The sequence below is a fragment of the Paenibacillus xylanilyticus genome (genome assembly GCF_013359935.1).
GTDB lineage: Bacteria > Bacillota > Bacilli > Paenibacillales > Paenibacillaceae > Paenibacillus > Paenibacillus xylanilyticus.
Window position 1 is genome coordinate 221,265 of the sequence record NZ_JABMCB010000201.1, and the last position, 17,760, is coordinate 239,024.

Below are 17,760 nucleotides of genomic sequence, written 5' to 3' on the forward strand. Positions count from 1 at the left end.
GATGGCTGAGATTCCGCGTTATTTGGAGGACCAGACGGAGGAACAGATTATGCAGCGCATGCTGGATCGTCTGCCCGCGGATCTGGATAAGTCGGAGGGATCGTTTCTGTGGGATGCGGAGGCTCCGGTTGCGTTTATGCTATCCGAGGCGGCGTTATGGGCGCAGGAGCTGCTTCGGCGAGGGTTTGCCAGTACGGCTGCGAGCAGCGATCCTAATTTTCGTTCGGAAGAGCTGGATCTGCGGGCGGGAGAGCATGGTATTACGCGGCGGGCCGCGGTAGCGGCACAAGGCACGGTGAGGTTCACGGGTACACCGGGGAAAGTGGTGCCAGAGGGTACAGTTGTGGCTACGCTCGCGGATGAGGTATCTGGCGAAGCTTCGCTCGAATACGAGACCGTTGGGAGCGTAGAGCTTGGTGAAGATGGATTCGGTGTGGTTGGTGTGCGGGCGCTCGTTGCCGGAAAAGAAAGCAATGTGCCGGCAGGCACGTTAACCGTGCTGTCTACACCGGTAAGTGGCGTGACGTCTGTGGTGAACGCGGACGTTATCAAAGGCGGTGCGGATATCGAGGCAGATACGGCGCTGCTGGAACGCTTTTATGCCAAAGTCCGCAACCAGGGGACAAGCGGCAACAAGGCACAGTATGTGCAGTGGGCCAGCGAAGTGCCAGGTGTTGGCGCGACACGTGTAATTCCGTTATGGAAGGGGCCGGGCACGGTAGGACTGTATCTGCTGGATACGGACAAACGTGCTGCAGGCAGCGATCTGGTGGCGGCCGTGCAGAAGTATGTGGACCCGACGCAGGATGGTCAAGGTGAAGGCGTTGCTCCGGCAGGTCCGGTGGTGTCGGTCATGCCAGCCGAGGAAGTGCCCATGAACATTGAGGTGAAGTTGACGCTGGCGAGTGATGCAACCTTGGCGGATGTCCGAGCATTGATCGAACGCGGGGTGATCGCGTATTTGAAGCAGCTCGCTTTTGCCGATCCGCTCGTGCGATACACCCGTATTGCCGCGATCCTGCTGGACATTCCCCCGATTATCGACTATTCGGAGCTAACCGTAAACGGCGTAAGCGACCAGAATATCGAGATGACCGCGAGTCAGGTGGCGGTACTGGGGACGGTGGATGTCCATGAGTAGTCTGCCGGGGGTTGTGGCTTCTACAATCTCAAGCCCGAAGGGGAAAGAGCTGTTCTCGTATTTGCCGAGTTATTATGAGACTTCACGTGTTATGCAGGCCGATATGCAGTCCAAAGGTACTGAGATGGATCTGCTGTATCAGGCGCTGGATGAGACATTGGATCAGTTTTTTGTCCGTACGGCGACGTGGGGATTGGATTTCTGGGAGCAGGAACTTGGCCTTGAGACGGATCGACTCAAACCCGTGGAGCAACGACGTGCCGTGGTGGAGTCGAAGCTACGCGGTGCCGGGACATTTTCCGGCAGGCTGGTTGCAAATGTGGCTGAGGCATATGCTGGAGGCAAGGTGGACGTGACGTTTCAACCGGAGGCGTGGAGCTTTACGGTGAGCTTTGTGGATACGATGGGTATCCCGCCCAATATCGATGATCTCAAACGCGCGATTGATGAACTGAAACCGGCTCATATGGCTGTGGAGTATGAATATCGCTATCTGGTGTGGGACGATTTGGATAGGAAACAGGTAACTTGGGATGAACTAGACGCTGCGTCCTTGACGTGGAATGAACTGGAGGTGTGGGCGTAATGCCACAAGAAACGGATCGACTGAAATTGCCTCTTCCCTTGGGGAACGAGACCGTAACCCGGGAGAGTATTAATGGGATTTTTGAGAAAATTGATAGAGGTGTTGCGACACAGGCAGATTTGGATACGCTTCGCGAAGCAGTCAGCCAGATGGATATTCCTGATGCGTCTTTGACGCAGAAAGGGAAGGTGCAGTTGTCTAGCAAGACGGATGGCACGTCCGAGACGGTGGCGGCAACTGAGAAGGCGGTAAGGGATGCGAGGGTGGCGGCTGAGACGAATGCGAAGAATTCGAGTTTGCCAATAGCAGGTGGGGATGTTGGTTCTGGATTAGCAGGACCGCTCAACCTTGTATCAACTCCTACTACTAATCATGTCTACATGGGTTACTATCCTGAAGGGAAAACGGCTGGAAGAAAGGCTTATATAGGATTTGGCAGCGGCACAGCCCCAGCAGCTTCAGATTTTACAATCTCTAACGAACGTGGTGGAAATATTATCTTTCGGGATGTGAATGGGGTCACGAGTGTCGCTGATTTAAAGCAATCTGTCAGTAACGGGAAAGCATCAATTGCCGCTGCGATTACTGGCAAGGGAGTACCAACAGCGGCAGACGCACAATTTGCAACGATGGCGAGTAATGTAGCGAAGATACAACAAGGACGATACCAAAACTTAAATATCACCAACAGTCAGAGCGATGTAACGATAGGAACATCTTATGAGGGGACTAAATGGACTTCATTTGCGAAATTTCCTGCCGGAACAAAGCTGATTACAATGATTACAGGTTCAATCAATTTCGGAAACAGCTATACTCCAACGAGAGTAAATCAATATGCAGCAAGTATGGATATATGCCTATTCGATACTAATGCTAACAGAATCAGTCTTCTGAGTATATCAGGTGGTAATATAAACAACGACAATTATAGCTGGTACAATTTTGATATAGGTGCAACTTTGACTAGTTTATTTTTGGATTCGACGAGAAAGAACGTTGGTTGTAGCGGTTCTATTAAATATGTATCTTACCAAAACGGCAACTCAACTAGAAACAAACCATACACTGCTATTAATATCCCACCAGGCTTCAACGTGGACGGTGAGTTGGAACTGGCACTGTATATCACAAAATCTAATATAACTGACGGTGCCTGGGCAGGAGGTCAAGGTACTGGAATTCACTATTATAGTAGTAGTACTACTATAGTGTCAGTATAAAGAAAGTGCTTTAAATTTTACCTGGTGGAGCTGATTATATCTTTTATAAGACATGCTTAAACGTATATATTCTTCTTCAGAAGCAGTCTCTGTTTGACCGGATAGTCTAGCTTAGATTTCACCACTAAAAAAGGAGGTGAACCATGACCACAAACCAACTAACCACAGCCATCGCAACTACATTAGCGCAGCATTTCCCTAACATCCCAATCCATCCGGCAACTGGCAGCATCAGCCCCAACCCAGACTCCAAAGGCATCACCTACCGCCTACTGTCAGCCCAACTTACTCGGGAACGCAGCGATCGCTTCGTGCAATCCCATGCATATGAAATCCGCTGGCTCGAAGCAGACAATATCCCAGCAACCCTGCCGGACGAGTTATTTGAAGCACTGGAAACGATCAGTGTAGAGGGAACACCCTATCGCGCAACGGAACTGCGGTGGGAGACGGAGAACGACAATCCGCGATTACTGGTGTACTATACCATGCGAACCACCAAAGTATCAGAGTCCGGTACTACCATGCAACATCTGGAACAGCGACATACCGCACTTAAAGCAGCTAACGAATAACAACCAAACGAGGAGATATCCATGAAAGGAATGGGAGGCGTATTTGCGATGTTTACGAAGAAAGAACCTGAAAGTAAGCTCTCGGAAACCAAACAGAAAAACAACCAGAAATACAGCAAAGCACAGTTCGCTGAATCCCGGCAGTTGAGCCGGATAGAGAAAGACATTCTGGCAGCCGTACTGCGGGAGAATGTGACATACACAGTAGAAGAAGCGCAGCAACACATCCAACAATTTATGAATGAGGAGGCACAATAATGGCTGGAGGAACATGGACAACACAAAACAAGGTACGCCCCGGCGTATATATGAATTTTGCATCGGAGGGCTCGCTGCCGGGTACGGTAGGAGAGCGAGGAACAGTGGCTTTGGCGCTTCCATTGTCATGGGGAGAAGCAGGTACGATCCTGACCATACAGGCAGGTGAAGATGTACAAGCCAAATTGGGCTATGACTGGACGGCACCTCAACTGCTGCTGATTCGAGAGGCATTGAAACGGGCACAAACATTATTACTATATCGTTTAAATGCAGGGACACAGGCTAAGGCCACGCTGGAAGAACTAACGGTTACAGCCCAACACGGCGGCGTGCGGGGTAATGATCTGGCAGTTGTGATCTCAGCCAATATCAATGAACCGGACCAGTTCGATGTTACGACGCTACTTTCAACTAAAGAAGTGGATAAACAAATGGTGTCCACCATTGAAGAGTTGAAACCCAATGCATACGTTACATTTACTGGCGAAGGTGCCCTTACAACAACAGCTTCACTTCCACTAACAGGCGGATTGGATGGCACAGCAACGAACCAGGAGCATGCAGATTTCCTAACCAAGCTGGAAGTGCTGGATTTCAACACTGTGGGTCTGATCTCAGACGATGCTACCCTCAAATCTGTGTACACTGCATACATCAAGCGGCTGCGCGATACCGAGGGCAAGAAGGTACAGCTAGTGCTGGCAGATTATCTAGCTGCGGATCACGAAGGTGTAATTAGCGTCAAAAATGGCGTTGTGCTCGCAGACGGTACCGTCCTAACTCCTAAACAAACCGTAGCATGGACAGCTGGCGCAACAGCTGGAGCTAATCTAAATGAATCTCTTACGTTCCGTGCCTATGACGATGCCGTTGATGTTAACGGCCGATTGACACACAGCGAGACGGAAGCAGCCCTGCGTAATGGTGAGTTCGTCTTTACAGCGAGCAGTAACCGGGCTGTGGTAGAGCAGGATGTGAACACATTCCGTTCCGTGACACCGGATAAAGCACGTCATTTTGCCAAAAACCGTGTTGTCCGTGTACTTGATGGTATTGCCAACGACATGAAACGAATTTTCGGGTCCTATTACATCGGCAAAGTGAACAACAACGAAGATGGGCGCAGCTTGTTCCGTTCCCAATGTGTTACCTACCTGAAGCAGCTTCAGGATATCGGGGCAATTCAAAATTTTGACTCCAACACAGATATCACTGTGACTCCAGGGAATGAAACCGACAGCATCCTGATCGAGGTTCAGGTCCAACCAGTAGATTCCGTTGAAAAAGTATACATGAAAGTGAAGGTGGTTTAAGATGGCATTTTTGAAAGCAAGCGATACGATCTCCGGTCAGGAAGGCCGCGCATATGCAACCATTAACGGACAGACGGAAGAAATGTTCTACGTGAAGACACTCGAAGCAACCGTGGAGAAACAAAAAGCAGAGGTCAAAACCTTGGGCCGCCGCGGCGTTCAGCACAAAGCAACCGGTTGGTCCGGCTCGGGTTTCATGACGATCTTTTATACAACATCCCGTTTCCGTGAGCTGATGCTCCAGTACATGCAGAATGGTGTGGACACCTACTTCGACATTGAAGTGACGAATGAAGATCCTTCGTCTACCATTGGCAAACAGACCGTGACTCTCAAAGGCGTCAACCTCGACAGTGTAATCATGGCATCCCTGGATACCGAGGCCGAGGCGCTGGAGGAAGAAGTGAGCTTTACCTTTGAAGATGTCGATATGCCTGTATCGTTCAACTTGCCGAAGTAATCTTGAAGTGGCAAACATATTATCCATAGATCTATAACGAGTTTAACTTTAGCAGCGGGTTTGTAAAAGAAACCTGTTCAACTTGCCTGTGTTACGGGCTATTTGGCGTGTCCAAATTCTTATGCAGTCTCTCTTCGTTTGAAGATGAGCATTACATTAACAGTACATTACACATGCTCTTCGCCGCTTCTTGCGGCGGGGAGCCTAACTTTAGAGGAGGAACGAACAATGAGTGGATTGAGCATGTTTTTTGCACAAAATGCAGCGTCGGATACAACAGAGGAGTTTATCGTATCACCCCGTTTTAAGGATGAGAAGGGGGAGCCGGTTGCCTGGAAACTGCGCAGCATGACCGAGGATGAGAACCAGGAATGTCGCAAGGCCGCAACTCGCAAAATCAAGGGCAAGAACGGTGTTTACACGCCTGACATTGATGCCAACGATTATATGGCTCGCCTGATGAGTGCCAGCGTGGTGTATCCTGATTTGAAAAATGCAGAACTTCAGCGCTCGTATGGCGTGATGGGAGCAGAATCGCTTTTGCGGAAAATGCTGCTGCCTGGGGAATTTGCTGCACTCGGCGAACAAGTCCAGAAGCTGAACGGTTTCAATCAGGACATGAACGAACTGGTGGATGACGTAAAAAACTAATTAAAGAGGGCGATTCGGAAGCCAATCTGGCTTATTACGCTCTCCATGAATTGAACATTCTCCCGCATGAGCTGATGGCCTTCTCTACACGTGAACGAGCGGCTATATACGCCATGATCTCCATCCGCGTGGAAGAAGAGAAGAAAGAACGGTCCAAGAACCGTGCGAGGAAAAAATAAAGGGGAAAGGAGGGAGAAATGAATGTATGCCATGTTTGCAAGACTGTATCTGATGTCAAACAAAATGGTTCAGCAATTTCAAAATCTGCCTGTAGTGATCAATTCGGTTTTTAATCCTGGAAATCTGAGCAGAATTCAGCTTGCAGGTAACTTATTGAGAGGTGTGTCAGAAGAACAGGCTAAAGTAAATGCCTCTTTTGCGGAAGGTGCTCAGCGAGTACGAGCTTGGATCGGTATGATCAAGTCAGCAGGGCAAACCGTTCTTGTTCCAGCAGCGCAGGAAGAGGATTTGAAACAACGTTACATGGCTGCGACTGGCAATGATGCGCAGGGAGAGACGATATTTAATCGTTATCGCGCGGAAGCTTTTAAGAGTGGGCAAAATGTCACTGATGCTCTGAAGGGAGCACTATCTTTCATTCCGTATGCCCAAAATACGGATCAGGTTGATCAACTCAGAGATATGACTAAACGGTTAAGTATGCTTTCTCCAGATGGGAAAAGTGTGTCGGATGCATCCAGTGCATTGCTAGCTGCGATGAACGGAAATAATGGTGACCTTGCCAAATCCTTCAACATTCCTGCTGAAGTGCTGAATGGGGCTGGCTTACAGAAAAATATTGAAGCATCGGATCTGGATGGGTTTATCCAAAAACTTGATGTTATTCTGCAAAAACAAGGCTACACGCAGCAGGCTTTTGATACCATGTTGGACTCACCACTACAGAAGTGGAATGCACTTGTAAATCAGTTCAATGGGGTACTGGGTCAGATCGGGCAGGCGGCACTTGTTGCTTTATCGCCTTTGTTGGATCGTTTGAACGAAGCTTTTGCGAATGGAGAGTTTACCGTCATTATTGGTTGGATTAGTAATGCTTTTACTATTGCAGTAAATGCACTAACGATGTTGGTAAACGGAATTTTGTTTTTAGCAGGTGTGATACAACAAAACTGGGATATTATCCAGCCTATATTAATGGCGCTTGCAATCGTTGTTCTGGCCCTCGTTATTGCGCAAGTCTACAGTCTAGTGGCTGCGTGGTTGCTGCTTAATTGGCCGATCCTTCTGGCAATTGCTGCAATTGCGGCGATTATTGGCATTCTGAATCTCATGGGGATATCAGGCACGGAGATTTTGGGAGCAATCATTGGTACATTTATGATGTTGGCTGAAAGAGTCAGGGTGGTCATTGCAACAATTTGGAATCTGTTTGCTGCATTAGGAGATTTTCTAATCAATCTATTCAATGATCCTGTCTATGCCATCCAAAAACTGTTCTATGATTTGGGAATGTTTGTATTGCAAATTTTCTATAATGTAATGTTAGGTATAGAGGATTTTCTTAATAAAGCTGTAAGTGCAATAGGGAGTGTTGCCTCCTTTATCAATGATACTTTTGGTACGAACTTGACTGTGATGTCCGAATCGGATATCAAAATTGGCAGTAATACTGTCAAGGGATGGATGGACTCGCTAGAATCACTGGAGCCGCACAGTGATCAAAATGTATTCCATTCCATAAGAATGGATGGAGAATACAATCCTGATGCGTATGGGAAAGGACCGGAGATGGCGGAGAAGTTGCTTTCCGGTTTTTCAACGGGTTCAAAAGCAGATTCCAAAGAAACAGATTTACCTGGGAATTTTGGTGGCTTTACTCCCAAAACACCTTCCATACCATCTATACCAACTGTACCTGCTCCCACTGTAGTTCCCAATAACAACATGAGCAACATTAACAAAATCAACAATATCGGACAGGTGGACAAAATCGGAGACGTTGAGGGTACGGTGGATGTAACCAGTGAAGATCTGAAACTGATGCGTGAGCTTGCAGAAATGCAGGCTATTCAGCGATTCGTCAGTCTGACACCAACTGTTCAGGTTACCACAGGAGATATCAACAGCGGACATGATGTTGACAGTATCATCAGCAAAATCACCGATGGACTGAACAGTCAGATCGTTTCCAGTGCTCAGGGGGTGTATGGTTAAATGGAATATTATATCCAGCTCAGCTTTAACAATCGATCCGAATACATGTATTTCCCGGTGACACCAGAGAGTATTGAGTTTTCGGATGCGGGGGATGGCAGTACGTTTAACGTCAGCGCGTTAGGTGAGATTAACGTGATCAAGTCGCCCAAGCTGCGAGAAGTCAGTTTCAGCGGTATTTTTCCGGCGGACTACAGCCCATATCATCTGAATTACGATGCGAGTCATCCGGCAGTACAGAAGAAATATTATAGTGATCCGTATGAATATGTGAAAAAGATTATTCGCTGGATACAGACAGGCAGGCCCGTCAGGCTGTTCTTTTCCAGTGCAAGGTACACGATTAACATGGCTGTTTCCATTGAGAGCTTCGACTGGAAGGAGACAGCGGGGACGGTGGGCGATATCCAGTATGATATCAAGCTGAAACAGTTCATTTTTTACGCCGCCAAAAAAGTAGTGCCACTCAAGGACAGCAAGGATAAAGCTGCTTCAATAACGAAGACCAAGGACTCGCGGCCTAATGAAAAAGTCCAGTCGAAGACCGTCACACTCAAAGCAGGGGACTCCTTGTGGTCGGTAGCTAAAGCCCATCTGGGAGACGGATCTCGCTGGAAAGAACTGCAGAAGCTGAATGGCATCAAGGATGCACAACTGAAGAAGCTTCCCATCGGTCTGGTAGTCAAGCTTCCGTGAAAGGAGGGGGAACATGCAGCAGCAGATCAGTTTGGATGGCAAGCAGGGAAAGTTGAAGGAGCAATTATGGCTGGATGATAAGCAGGGAAACATCTGGGATATTAGCGAAATTGCCGGCGAAATTACCTACAAAACCTCCCGCATCGGCAAGCCGTCCTCTCTGGAATTTACGTTGGTCAAGGGCAGCCTATACCAGAATTCGAAATTCACATATGAGAATGGATATGTCGTAAAGTATATCAGCAGCGAGGTAGAGATATTTTATGGATATATCTTTTCGGTGGATAGTGGCAAGGACGAAAGTGTCAAAATCAAGGCCTACGATCAGACGCGTTATCTTACCGCAAACCAGACGTACAAGTTCGTCAACGCAACCGCTGCTGATGTGATCAAACGAATTGCCACTGACTTTCAGCTGAAAATGGGTGATCTAATTCAGCCCAAATACGTCATTCCACGCTTGTTATTTGATAACAAAAAGCTTATCGACATGATCTGTGAGGCGTTGGACCGAACGCTGATTTATGGCGGCAAAAACTATATCTTTTACGACGACTTTGGCAAGCTTGTGCTTCGGGATGTGGAAGAGATGCCTTACGGCTTTGTTATTGGAGATAACAGTCTGCTTACGGATTACAGCTATACAAGGTCGATTGACGACCAGACGTATAACAAGATTAAGCTGTATCGGGACAACAAGGATACGGGAAAAAGAGAAACGTTCGTCCATCAGGACTCAGGCAGCATCCGTCAATGGGGGCTGCTTTTTTTGTACCAAAAAGCGGACGATGGCCTGAATGAAGGCCAGATTGATGCCATGCTAAAGACCCTGATGACGCTGCGTAACCGCGAGACTCAATCATTAAAAGTGGATGCGCTTGGCGATTTCAGAGTTAGGGCAGGCAGTTATGTCAATATTCAGATTGAGGAACTGAAGATAAATCAATATTTTCTGGTAGACGAATGTACACACAAGGTACAGGGAGGCGTGCACACGATGTCGCTGGATTTGAAGGTGGTGTAACGATTAATGATGCTGGATGTGATTAAAAAGGCGGCCGTAGCCGCCGTGGATGCCAAAGTTCCTGTTCAGGTCATGTACGGAACAGTGACGAGGACAGAGCCCTTGGAGGTTACCGTTGAACAACGGCTGGCTTTGGCTGAGCCTTTTCTGGTGCTGCCGGAATCCGTAGCGAGGAAGAATTGGGCTGTGGGTGACCATGTCCTGTTGTTACGGGTGCAAGGTGGGGACAGTTTTGTTGTACTGGATCGGCTGGTGAAGACATGATTCCACAAGGCGCACAAATGAGTGTAGAAGATCAGGAAGAAGCGGCTGTTCTTCCAGGTTTGACGTATGTGCTTCAACCTTCTGGGCAGCGGATTGGAAGGCTACAGCTTGATGGGAAAGATGCGGTGAAACAAGCTGTGTACAAAGCGTTGTCCACCCGCCGCTACGAGCATCTGATCTACTCTCCGGATTACGGCATGGAATGGTCCTGGGAAGGAATGGCCGGACGATCCATGGTGGAATCCGAACTGGATCGTTGGATTCGGGAAGCGTTGCTTCCGGATGATCGCATTTCGGATGTAACCGAGTTCGATTTTGTTCATGAGGCGGATGGGGTACGGGTGTCTTTTACCGTAGAAACGGATTTCGGCTCTTTCAGGGGAGAAACGGAGGTGACCATGAATGTATGAACAACAGACGTTTGAAATCATTCTAGACCGAATGCTGGACAGGGTGCCGGATGGTGTGGATAAGCGTGAAGGCAGCATTATCTATGATGCGCTCGCGCCAGCTGCTGTGGAAATGGCTCAGATGTATATTGAGCTGGATATTAACGCCAATTTAAAATTTGCGGACACAGCTTCAGGTGAATACCTTGATCGGGCGGTGGCCTGGTCAGGCATTACTCGGAAAGCGGCTACCCGTGCTCGCTGGATCGGCAGCTTCAAAGATAACGCGGGTAAACCCGTTGAAGTTCCTTTGGAGAGTCGTTTTTCCACAGGGGATCGGGTGTATGTTGTTGTGGAGCGCATCGCTGCAGGGAAATATGTGCTGGAATGTGAGGTTGCGGGAGCGGAAGGCAATGAATATACAGGGGGGCTGCTGCCCATCGATTATATTGCCGGACTGACGACTGCGGAACTGACACAGCTGCTTGTTCCTGGTGAAGATGAGGAAACAGATCAAGCTCTGTATGACCGATATCAGGACAAAGTTTCCCGTCCGGTCACGAGTGCCAACAAATATCAATATGAACTGTGGGCAAGAGAAAACTCAGGCGTTGGTAAAGCAAAAGCTTTTCCGCTATGGGACGGTCCGGGGACGGTAAAAGTGGCGCTGTTAAACAATGAGATGCACGCACCCGCTGAGGCGGTGATTCACGCGGTACAGGAATATATCGATCCAACCCAGGATGGGATGGGCGAAGGCGCGGCTCCAATCGGCCCCGTGGTCACGGTGGTGGGGGCAGAAGAAGTACCGATTGATGTGGAGGTGCAGGTCACACTTGCTTCAGGCTCAACGTATGAGGGCGTAAAAACGCTGATTGAAGAGGGCGTTACTGCCTATCTGAAAGAGTTGGCATTTGCCGATCCGCTAGTCCGTTGGACACGAATTGCCAATGTCATTCTGGATATCCCGCCTGTGATCGATTATAGCGATCTGTTGGTGAATGGCGGCATGTCCAATCTGGAGATTGCACCCGGTGCAGTAGCCGTTCTCGGGATGGTGAAGGTGACATGAGTAAAGCTGAGGTGCTGATGTCCCTTTTACCCCCGTTGTATGAAAATGTACTTGAGATGCAGTTGCTTACGGAGACCGAAGGCGAAGAACTGGACAAGATTGCGTTGGGATTGGAAGGCGTATTGGACCAGTTCTACCCGGAGTCTGCAACCTGGGCATTGGAACGGTATGAGCGGGATTTGCAAATTCCAACGAATCCAGCCAAGCCGGAAGAGCAGCGGAGATCCGTCATCATCTCCAAAATGCGGGGCAGTGGCAAAGTCTCAGGTTCAATGCTCAAAAATGTGGCACAGGCGTATGAAAGTGGCGGGATTGATGTGTCCGTCTCACCCGTGGAATATCTGATTCGAATTCGCTTCATAGATACATTGGGATTGCCGCCTAACCTGGACGATCTGAAGGCAGCGATTGAGGATATCAAACCGGCACATATGACTGTGGAATATCGACTCCGGTATTTGACGATTGCCGAAGTGGAGAGCATGACGTTGGCTGAGATCGAACAGACCCGGCAGGATAAATTTTCAGGAGGTGGAGCTTAAAATGAATGATCCAAATACACCGAATCTCGGGCTAAACAAAATTGACCGCAGCTCGCCATCGACAACCTATTTTGATCTGGACAAGTATCTGGATCAGAACTGGGAGAAGGTTGATGGTTTTGCAGAGCAGGTAGAGGAGAAGACCGAAGAGACGGCTGCACAGGTTAGTAACATCCAAGAGCGGCTGGATACGGAAAAGCGTAGATCTATGACACTGGAGCCAGGATTACAGATTATCAATGCTGAACGTACCTCGGCGTTTAAATTGGAAGGGTTGAAGGGCCGTACGCTGGTGAATTTGTTGGGGCGTGACGGAAATTTTGAAGATGTTACGAAATGGAATGTAGGGCTGGGCACAAGAACAGTCGTAAATAACGTCATTACGGTTACAGGTAACGGAACGGGCATAAATCCTCAATTGACGAACTACAATCATATTTCAGCCCTAAATCCTAGGGTAGGCGATAAACTGTTTTTGCGGGTTCGCGCTACTCACATCGTTGGAACAGCTAAACAATTACAGCTTTACCTGTATTCAAATACTATCGGTAGATTTACAGCGATGAACATTGATAACCCTGTTAACGGAACAACTTATGATATGTACGGAGTAATTACAGTAACTCAAGCTATTGTGGATGGATGGGACACAACATTTGGATTTAAATTAACTGCAGAATACGCTACTTATGAAGCTTCGAACGGATCACAAGTGCAGTTCTCTAATGCAGCTATCTACAAAGTTTCTGATGAGGATAAATCCCTGACATCGAATCAAATGGCTTTAAAGTATCCTTATGTCGACAGTCTCCAACCCGTTCGAAATCCGTATGCGATTCGTTATGGAGAGAATTTGTTGCCTTCACTTATGAACTCATCATTTGTTCTCTCTAGTAATTATGTAAACGGTCCGTATGAATGGTCAAATTCATTAGGAGCTGACGCAACAGGATACACAATCGTGAAGTTTAATGTTATGCCCAAGACGAATTACACGTTTAGCGCCGAAACATTTTTAAATTTAAGCACATCGGTGTACCCTTTAGATCTGCAAACTCCTGCACCACTCAGGCCTTGGACTAATGATTCAACGTTCACTTTTAATAGCGGACAAAATTCAGAGATTAACTTCTTATGGAGAGCGTCATCAGGAGGGAATCCAGCTTCGCTCAAAAATCCGATGATAGCGCTCGGCACGACAGCCAAACCATTCAAACCACGTGAAGATGCTATGCTCGCATTGCAAACGGATTTATATGCTGATCCATTAACTGGGGCCAATGCTGACGAAGTGTTTGAGAAGGATGGGCAGTATTACAAACTGGCGAAGTGGAAAAAAATATCGTTTGATTCCACATACACATACTCTTTTTTTAATTCATACGCAGGAGGAAAGTGCGTCAGATTAATGGACGGAATATCAGATAGAAATAAAAACTATCTCCCTATTGCAACTAAATTCAATGGAGTTCGCTTATCTGATGGATCACCTTCTTTAAATGTGGATCAATACAGCAGAGGAGATTGGGACACAGGAGCAAATGGCGCAATTTTAGGAATAGGAGTTTCAAGTGTAGACAGCGGATGGGGAGACTCATACACACCTACACCTGAAGAGATTAAGGCGTATTTCATGGGATGGAAAATGAGTGTAAATGGTTCGCCTCGGGCTACAGCGTACGACGGTACTGGCACGAAAGTTTGGATACGTATTACGCGGATGTTGGACTCTATAGCTTTAGCAAATGGCGTCGACTATACAACGGTTCTCCCAACAACTTTCGCGGGTACGGACTCTCTAGGCAATTTGTATACACCGTACCAACTCGTCTACCAACTTGCAACGCCAACTGTCGAACCAATCACGTCAGAAGGACAATTGACGTTTACTGAGGGCAGTAATCAGGTGGAAGTGGGAACGGGGATTGTGTTAAGAGAACCCGCTAAACCTATTAAATTTGACAATTATGACATTAACACTGGAAAGACAATGGGGAACGCCACTGTATACGCGGTTGGTAAATGGATTGCTCTTTACGAAAATGGACATTTGAAACCTAACGGTTGGGGGGTGTTTGAAGGCCAAGACAATGGAAAGGCAATTGCAATATATGGATACCGGTATAATCCATCAGCAGCATATTCCGTCACTTACTTGATGAAGGATGTGTCCCCGGTAACATCTTTTCTTGGCTCAATCTCAGTAAACGAAAAGGCGCTGCTGACAGATCTGACTAAAAGTGTGCATCGGAACACGGCTTCGTTATCCATGCTGCAAATTTCCGCTGCAGACGGAGGAGTGCTTAAAAACTACGTCGATAATAAGCCATGGCAAAAGTACAAAATTACGCAGGATAACGGAAGTGTAATTCAACTTCCACACAATTCAAACTTAAATAATATTAAAACTGGCGGGCAATACGATTGCTTCAACGCTGTAAATGTACCCGGCGGCGTGGCAAATGCTTGGTTTTACGTCGAGGTTCTAGTTCATTCAAATGCTCCAACTCATGTAATCCAACGTGCTTCAAGATTGGATACGCATAACACACCTACCTTATTCATGAGGACATGTATGGATAATACATGGAGTGCTTGGAGTCCTGACGTTTTTCAATCTGGCGTTGATGCAAAAAAAGGTATCGTGGATGCCATTAACGCCAATGGTGGGAATGCATCCACATCTGATCCATGGGCAACGTTATCAAATAAAGTAATTGCTTTACGCAGGCCGATCCAAGAAATAACCCCCAATATCGCTTTCGGTCCACAAGAATTCACAGACGCAACGAGGCTTTTCTATTTGGATATCGCAACCCTTCCAGCAGGAACACGGTTTATTCAAATCAATAGGGTGGGCACAGGAACCAACGCAGTCCGATTAGGAAGTAGTTATAGTGGAACAACAGCAAGTGTTGTCCTTCATGACTCTAATGGTGTGGAATGGGTTATTTCCACTAGCGGTGTTGGTAGTGGAAAGTCTTTTATCCACATAACTATTGACTTGCAAAGGGGAACCGCTAGTTATCTTGAAGCCATTGCCGTGGGTGATCAAATTACCAATATGCCGAAAGGGTTTAATGTTACCGGGCCATTGTTCTTTAAATATAAACACACAAAAGGTCCCAATTTTTCGGATTTTTATGGGTACTTCACCGCAGGAGCTAAGATTATTTATACATGAAAACGTACAGAGAACAGTTAGTTGAGTATATGGATTTAAAACCGCAACCTTACAACGCTGCGTAATCAAAAGAGATCAACGTAATTACTATGAACATAGATGTTTGACAACAGAAAAGTGTGAACGGGTTCAGTGAAGTAAGTGCTTCATACTACGAGGATCATAACTATGGAATAATGAGCATGTTGTGGTATTAGACTTTAGTTAGGAGAGACGTAATATGTTCGGAAGTGGACTTGTTGTCATGAATAAACGAAAGCTCGTAAATCCTACTTAAGGAGGTGAAAACCATGGAAAAATGGGACACCATATGGAAATCTTTTATTGCTCTGCTAAGCAGCTCAGCAACCTATTTCTTCGGCGGCTGGTCAGGTGTACTTGGTGTACTACTGGTATTCGTTATCCTTGATTACCTAACGGGTATCGCAGCGGCGGGGGCGAGTGGCAAGCTCGAAAGCAATGTCGGGATGTTCGGCATCGCGCGAAAGGTATTTATATTTGCTATGGTATCGGTGGCTCATCTGGTGGACGGTGTTCTGGGAGACGGACATTTGTTCAGGGATGCGGTCGCCTTTTTTTATATCGCAAATGAACTGTTATCCATTATTGAAAATGGGGGCAAACTGGGAGCACCGATTCCGCCTGCGATCCGGCAGGCCATTGAAGTGCTCAAGGGCAAGGGAGGGGACGGGGGAATTCCCGGTAACTACACTCCTCATTCCAGAGAATCTATTGCACCGTCAGATCATAAGGATGTAGATCAACAGATTAGAGACGATACGAAGTAAGGATCTACCATTCATTCCAACGTGTCTTGTGATAACAGACAGGGCACTACCAATTCAAAAGTATGTGCCATTAGCTACAAGTAGTGAAAGAGACGGAATCGATTCTGAAGAAGCGGAGCGGTCGCCTTTGTCTCTGAATTTTACCCTTTAAATAATGAATCAAAAAAATTCGGAGACAACAGCGATCGGAAGGACGATCCGTATCTGGAACGGTCGCGTACTGATTGGTATGCTTTCCTAGTGGATAATTGGTACACAATAGACTGTCGATAGAAGTTTATATAGCACCGACTAGCTTGCGCATTAGATTCAAAACGACATAACCATAACCAACTGAGCTTATCTTTTACCATCAACAAAGGACACGCACACAAGCAACCCCAAGCCTCCTGGCATTAACTATATACAAACGGCAATTTGCCGCATAAAGGGTGTGAGAAACATGCAAACCAGAAGCTCAGGCAACACGCAGGGCATTGACGTCTCACGTTACCAGGGCAACATTGACTGGGCCAAAGTGAAGGCAAGCGGCATGACGTTTGTGTTCATCAAGGCAACCGAGGGACAGACGTATACCGATCCGAACTTTCAGAAAAATGTAAGCGGCGCACTAGCGGCAGGCATGCTGGTCGGAACGTACCACTTCTTCCGCGCAACCTCCACGGATGGGGCCAAGGCGGAAGCGGCGCATTATGCCAATACACTGAAAAAAGTCGGAGGCGCCAAGGCACTGCAGCTGCCACCGGTCATGGACTATGAAAATAACCCGGGCAATCTGAGCAAAGCACAGATCAACACGGTAGCCAAAGCCTTTTTAACTGAATTGGAGCGTCTTACGGGTGTAAAACCAATCATATATACGGGCAATTCATTTGCCGGGAATTTTGACACTTCACTTGGCACGTATGATCTGTGGATTGCGCGTTACAGCAGCACACGTGTGCCGGATGACCAGCCTGCCTGGAAACGTTGGACGTTCTGGCAGTATACGGACTCGGGTAAGGTGAATGGAATTGGCGGCAACGTGGATATGAATGAGTTCGAGGGATCGGCAGCCGAGCTGCGGGCCAGATATGCAGCAGCAGCACCGAAGCCACCAGAACCATCTGAGCCGACGAAGCCGACAAAACCGACTGAACCATCGAAAGGGGGCGAACCGATGACAGCCGAAGAGAAAGCCGCGTTTGACGCGTTGAAGGCACAGGTAGATAAACTACAGGCACGTCAGCAGATGGAAGTTCCGGTGTGGGCCAAGGCAGCCGTAGATGCAGCCCTGGCGTATGACACCAAAAATCCGCTGTTCAGCATCGACAATGGGGCAAGTTATGATTTTTACCGTTTTCTCACGGTCATGTATCGCAGAGGTTTGTTCAAAAAGTAAGTTAACTCAGATCTGATTGATAGAGGTATGATAGA

The 17,760-nt window shown here is 47.4% G+C and carries 18 protein-coding genes; all 18 read left to right on the top strand.

The features are described 5' to 3' along the window. The first annotated feature begins 1 nt into the window (after window position 1). A complete protein-coding gene (locus tag HP552_RS25260) occupies window positions 2-1,141 on the top strand; it encodes a baseplate J/gp47 family protein (RefSeq protein WP_175398145.1) in 1,140 nt (379 codons plus the stop codon). Next, window positions 1,134-1,727: a YmfQ family protein gene (locus HP552_RS25265; RefSeq protein WP_175398146.1), complete on the top strand. Its 594-nt coding sequence runs from the start codon at window positions 1,134-1,136 to the stop codon at window positions 1,725-1,727. The genes HP552_RS25260 and HP552_RS25265 overlap by 8 nt, the downstream gene beginning before the upstream one ends. After that, window positions 1,727-2,950 (top strand): tail fiber protein, encoded by a 1,224-nt coding sequence (locus HP552_RS25270; RefSeq protein ID WP_175398147.1) that lies wholly within the window; start codon window positions 1,727-1,729, stop codon window positions 2,948-2,950. The genes HP552_RS25265 and HP552_RS25270 overlap by 1 nt, the downstream gene beginning before the upstream one ends. A 143-nt stretch (window positions 2,951-3,093) precedes the next feature. Then, on the top strand, window positions 3,094-3,525 hold the full coding sequence (locus HP552_RS25275; protein WP_175398148.1) for a phage tail terminator family protein: 432 nt from the start codon (window positions 3,094-3,096) through the stop codon (window positions 3,523-3,525). A 21-nt stretch (window positions 3,526-3,546) separates the two neighbouring features. Beyond that, window positions 3,547-3,783: a YqzN/YkzM domain-containing protein gene (locus HP552_RS25280; RefSeq protein ID WP_175398149.1), complete on the top strand. Its 237-nt coding sequence runs from the start codon at window positions 3,547-3,549 to the stop codon at window positions 3,781-3,783. Further along, window positions 3,783-5,099, top strand: a complete 1,317-nt coding sequence (locus HP552_RS25285) for a phage tail sheath family protein (protein WP_175398150.1) — start codon at window positions 3,783-3,785, stop codon at window positions 5,097-5,099. The genes HP552_RS25280 and HP552_RS25285 overlap by 1 nt, the downstream gene beginning before the upstream one ends. A 1-nt stretch (window position 5,100) precedes the next feature. After that, a complete protein-coding gene (locus tag HP552_RS25290; RefSeq protein WP_175398151.1) occupies window positions 5,101-5,559 on the top strand; it encodes a phage tail tube protein in 459 nt (152 codons plus the stop codon). Window positions 5,560-5,787: 228 nt separating this feature from the next. Continuing rightward, window positions 5,788-6,210: a phage tail assembly chaperone gene (locus tag HP552_RS25295; RefSeq protein ID WP_175398152.1), complete on the top strand. Its 423-nt coding sequence runs from the start codon at window positions 5,788-5,790 to the stop codon at window positions 6,208-6,210. A gap of 201 nt (window positions 6,211-6,411) precedes the next feature. Then, on the top strand, window positions 6,412-8,385 hold the full coding sequence (locus tag HP552_RS25300; RefSeq protein ID WP_175398153.1) for a phage tail family protein: 1,974 nt from the start codon (window positions 6,412-6,414) through the stop codon (window positions 8,383-8,385). Next, the gene (locus tag HP552_RS25305; RefSeq protein ID WP_175398154.1) at window positions 8,386-9,081 is read left to right on the top strand and encodes a LysM peptidoglycan-binding domain-containing protein; all 696 of its coding nucleotides are present in this window, start codon (window positions 8,386-8,388) and stop codon (window positions 9,079-9,081) included. It begins immediately after the preceding gene. Window positions 9,082-9,094: 13 nt separating this feature from the next. After that, entirely contained in the window at window positions 9,095-10,105 is a 1,011-nt protein-coding gene (locus tag HP552_RS25310) for an XkdQ/YqbQ family protein (protein WP_175398155.1), read from the top strand. A 6-nt stretch (window positions 10,106-10,111) separates the two neighbouring features. Further along, entirely contained in the window at window positions 10,112-10,369 is a 258-nt protein-coding gene (locus tag HP552_RS25315) for a DUF2577 family protein (RefSeq protein WP_376768987.1), read from the top strand. Further along, window positions 10,366-10,779, top strand: a complete 414-nt coding sequence (locus HP552_RS25320; protein ID WP_175398156.1) for a DUF2634 domain-containing protein — start codon at window positions 10,366-10,368, stop codon at window positions 10,777-10,779. Before HP552_RS25315 ends, HP552_RS25320 begins: the two co-directional genes overlap by 4 nt. After that, on the top strand, window positions 10,772-11,830 hold the full coding sequence (locus HP552_RS25325) for a baseplate J/gp47 family protein (RefSeq protein WP_175398157.1): 1,059 nt from the start codon (window positions 10,772-10,774) through the stop codon (window positions 11,828-11,830). Before HP552_RS25320 ends, HP552_RS25325 begins: the two co-directional genes overlap by 8 nt. Then, window positions 11,827-12,372, top strand: a complete 546-nt coding sequence (locus HP552_RS25330) for a putative phage tail protein (protein ID WP_175398158.1) — start codon at window positions 11,827-11,829, stop codon at window positions 12,370-12,372. Before HP552_RS25325 ends, HP552_RS25330 begins: the two co-directional genes overlap by 4 nt. A 1-nt stretch (window position 12,373) precedes the next feature. Next, window positions 12,374-15,556, top strand: a complete 3,183-nt coding sequence (locus HP552_RS25335; RefSeq protein WP_175398159.1) for a pyocin knob domain-containing protein — start codon at window positions 12,374-12,376, stop codon at window positions 15,554-15,556. A gap of 290 nt (window positions 15,557-15,846) precedes the next feature. Continuing rightward, window positions 15,847-16,344, top strand: a complete 498-nt coding sequence (locus HP552_RS25340) for a phage holin family protein (protein ID WP_095288966.1) — start codon at window positions 15,847-15,849, stop codon at window positions 16,342-16,344. A gap of 442 nt (window positions 16,345-16,786) precedes the next feature. Beyond that, window positions 16,787-17,725: a glycoside hydrolase family 25 protein gene (locus HP552_RS25345; protein WP_175398160.1), complete on the top strand. Its 939-nt coding sequence runs from the start codon at window positions 16,787-16,789 to the stop codon at window positions 17,723-17,725. Window positions 17,726-17,760: the final 35 nt, after the last annotated feature.

Coding starts and splice junctions, on each gene's coding strand:
- HP552_RS25280 (WP_175398149.1), top strand. CDS start 3,547: ATGAAAGGAATGGGAGGCGTATTTGCGATGTTTACGAAGAAAGAACCT.
- HP552_RS25310 (WP_175398155.1), top strand. CDS start 9,095: ATGCAGCAGCAGATCAGTTTGGATGGCAAGCAGGGAAAGTTGAAGGAG.
- HP552_RS25340 (WP_095288966.1), top strand. CDS start 15,847: ATGGAAAAATGGGACACCATATGGAAATCTTTTATTGCTCTGCTAAGC.
- HP552_RS25320 (WP_175398156.1), top strand. CDS start 10,366: ATGATTCCACAAGGCGCACAAATGAGTGTAGAAGATCAGGAAGAAGCG.
- HP552_RS25300 (WP_175398153.1), top strand. CDS start 6,412: ATGTATGCCATGTTTGCAAGACTGTATCTGATGTCAAACAAAATGGTT.
- HP552_RS25330 (WP_175398158.1), top strand. CDS start 11,827: ATGAGTAAAGCTGAGGTGCTGATGTCCCTTTTACCCCCGTTGTATGAA.
- HP552_RS25275 (WP_175398148.1), top strand. CDS start 3,094: ATGACCACAAACCAACTAACCACAGCCATCGCAACTACATTAGCGCAG.
- HP552_RS25270 (WP_175398147.1), top strand. CDS start 1,727: ATGCCACAAGAAACGGATCGACTGAAATTGCCTCTTCCCTTGGGGAAC.
- HP552_RS25290 (WP_175398151.1), top strand. CDS start 5,101: ATGGCATTTTTGAAAGCAAGCGATACGATCTCCGGTCAGGAAGGCCGC.
- HP552_RS25265 (WP_175398146.1), top strand. CDS start 1,134: ATGAGTAGTCTGCCGGGGGTTGTGGCTTCTACAATCTCAAGCCCGAAG.
- HP552_RS25335 (WP_175398159.1), top strand. CDS start 12,374: ATGAATGATCCAAATACACCGAATCTCGGGCTAAACAAAATTGACCGC.
- HP552_RS25295 (WP_175398152.1), top strand. CDS start 5,788: ATGAGTGGATTGAGCATGTTTTTTGCACAAAATGCAGCGTCGGATACA.
- HP552_RS25345 (WP_175398160.1), top strand. CDS start 16,787: ATGCAAACCAGAAGCTCAGGCAACACGCAGGGCATTGACGTCTCACGT.
- HP552_RS25285 (WP_175398150.1), top strand. CDS start 3,783: ATGGCTGGAGGAACATGGACAACACAAAACAAGGTACGCCCCGGCGTA.
- HP552_RS25260 (WP_175398145.1), top strand. CDS start 2: ATGGCTGAGATTCCGCGTTATTTGGAGGACCAGACGGAGGAACAGATT.
- HP552_RS25305 (WP_175398154.1), top strand. CDS start 8,386: ATGGAATATTATATCCAGCTCAGCTTTAACAATCGATCCGAATACATG.
- HP552_RS25325 (WP_175398157.1), top strand. CDS start 10,772: ATGTATGAACAACAGACGTTTGAAATCATTCTAGACCGAATGCTGGAC.
- HP552_RS25315 (WP_376768987.1), top strand. CDS start 10,112: ATGATGCTGGATGTGATTAAAAAGGCGGCCGTAGCCGCCGTGGATGCC.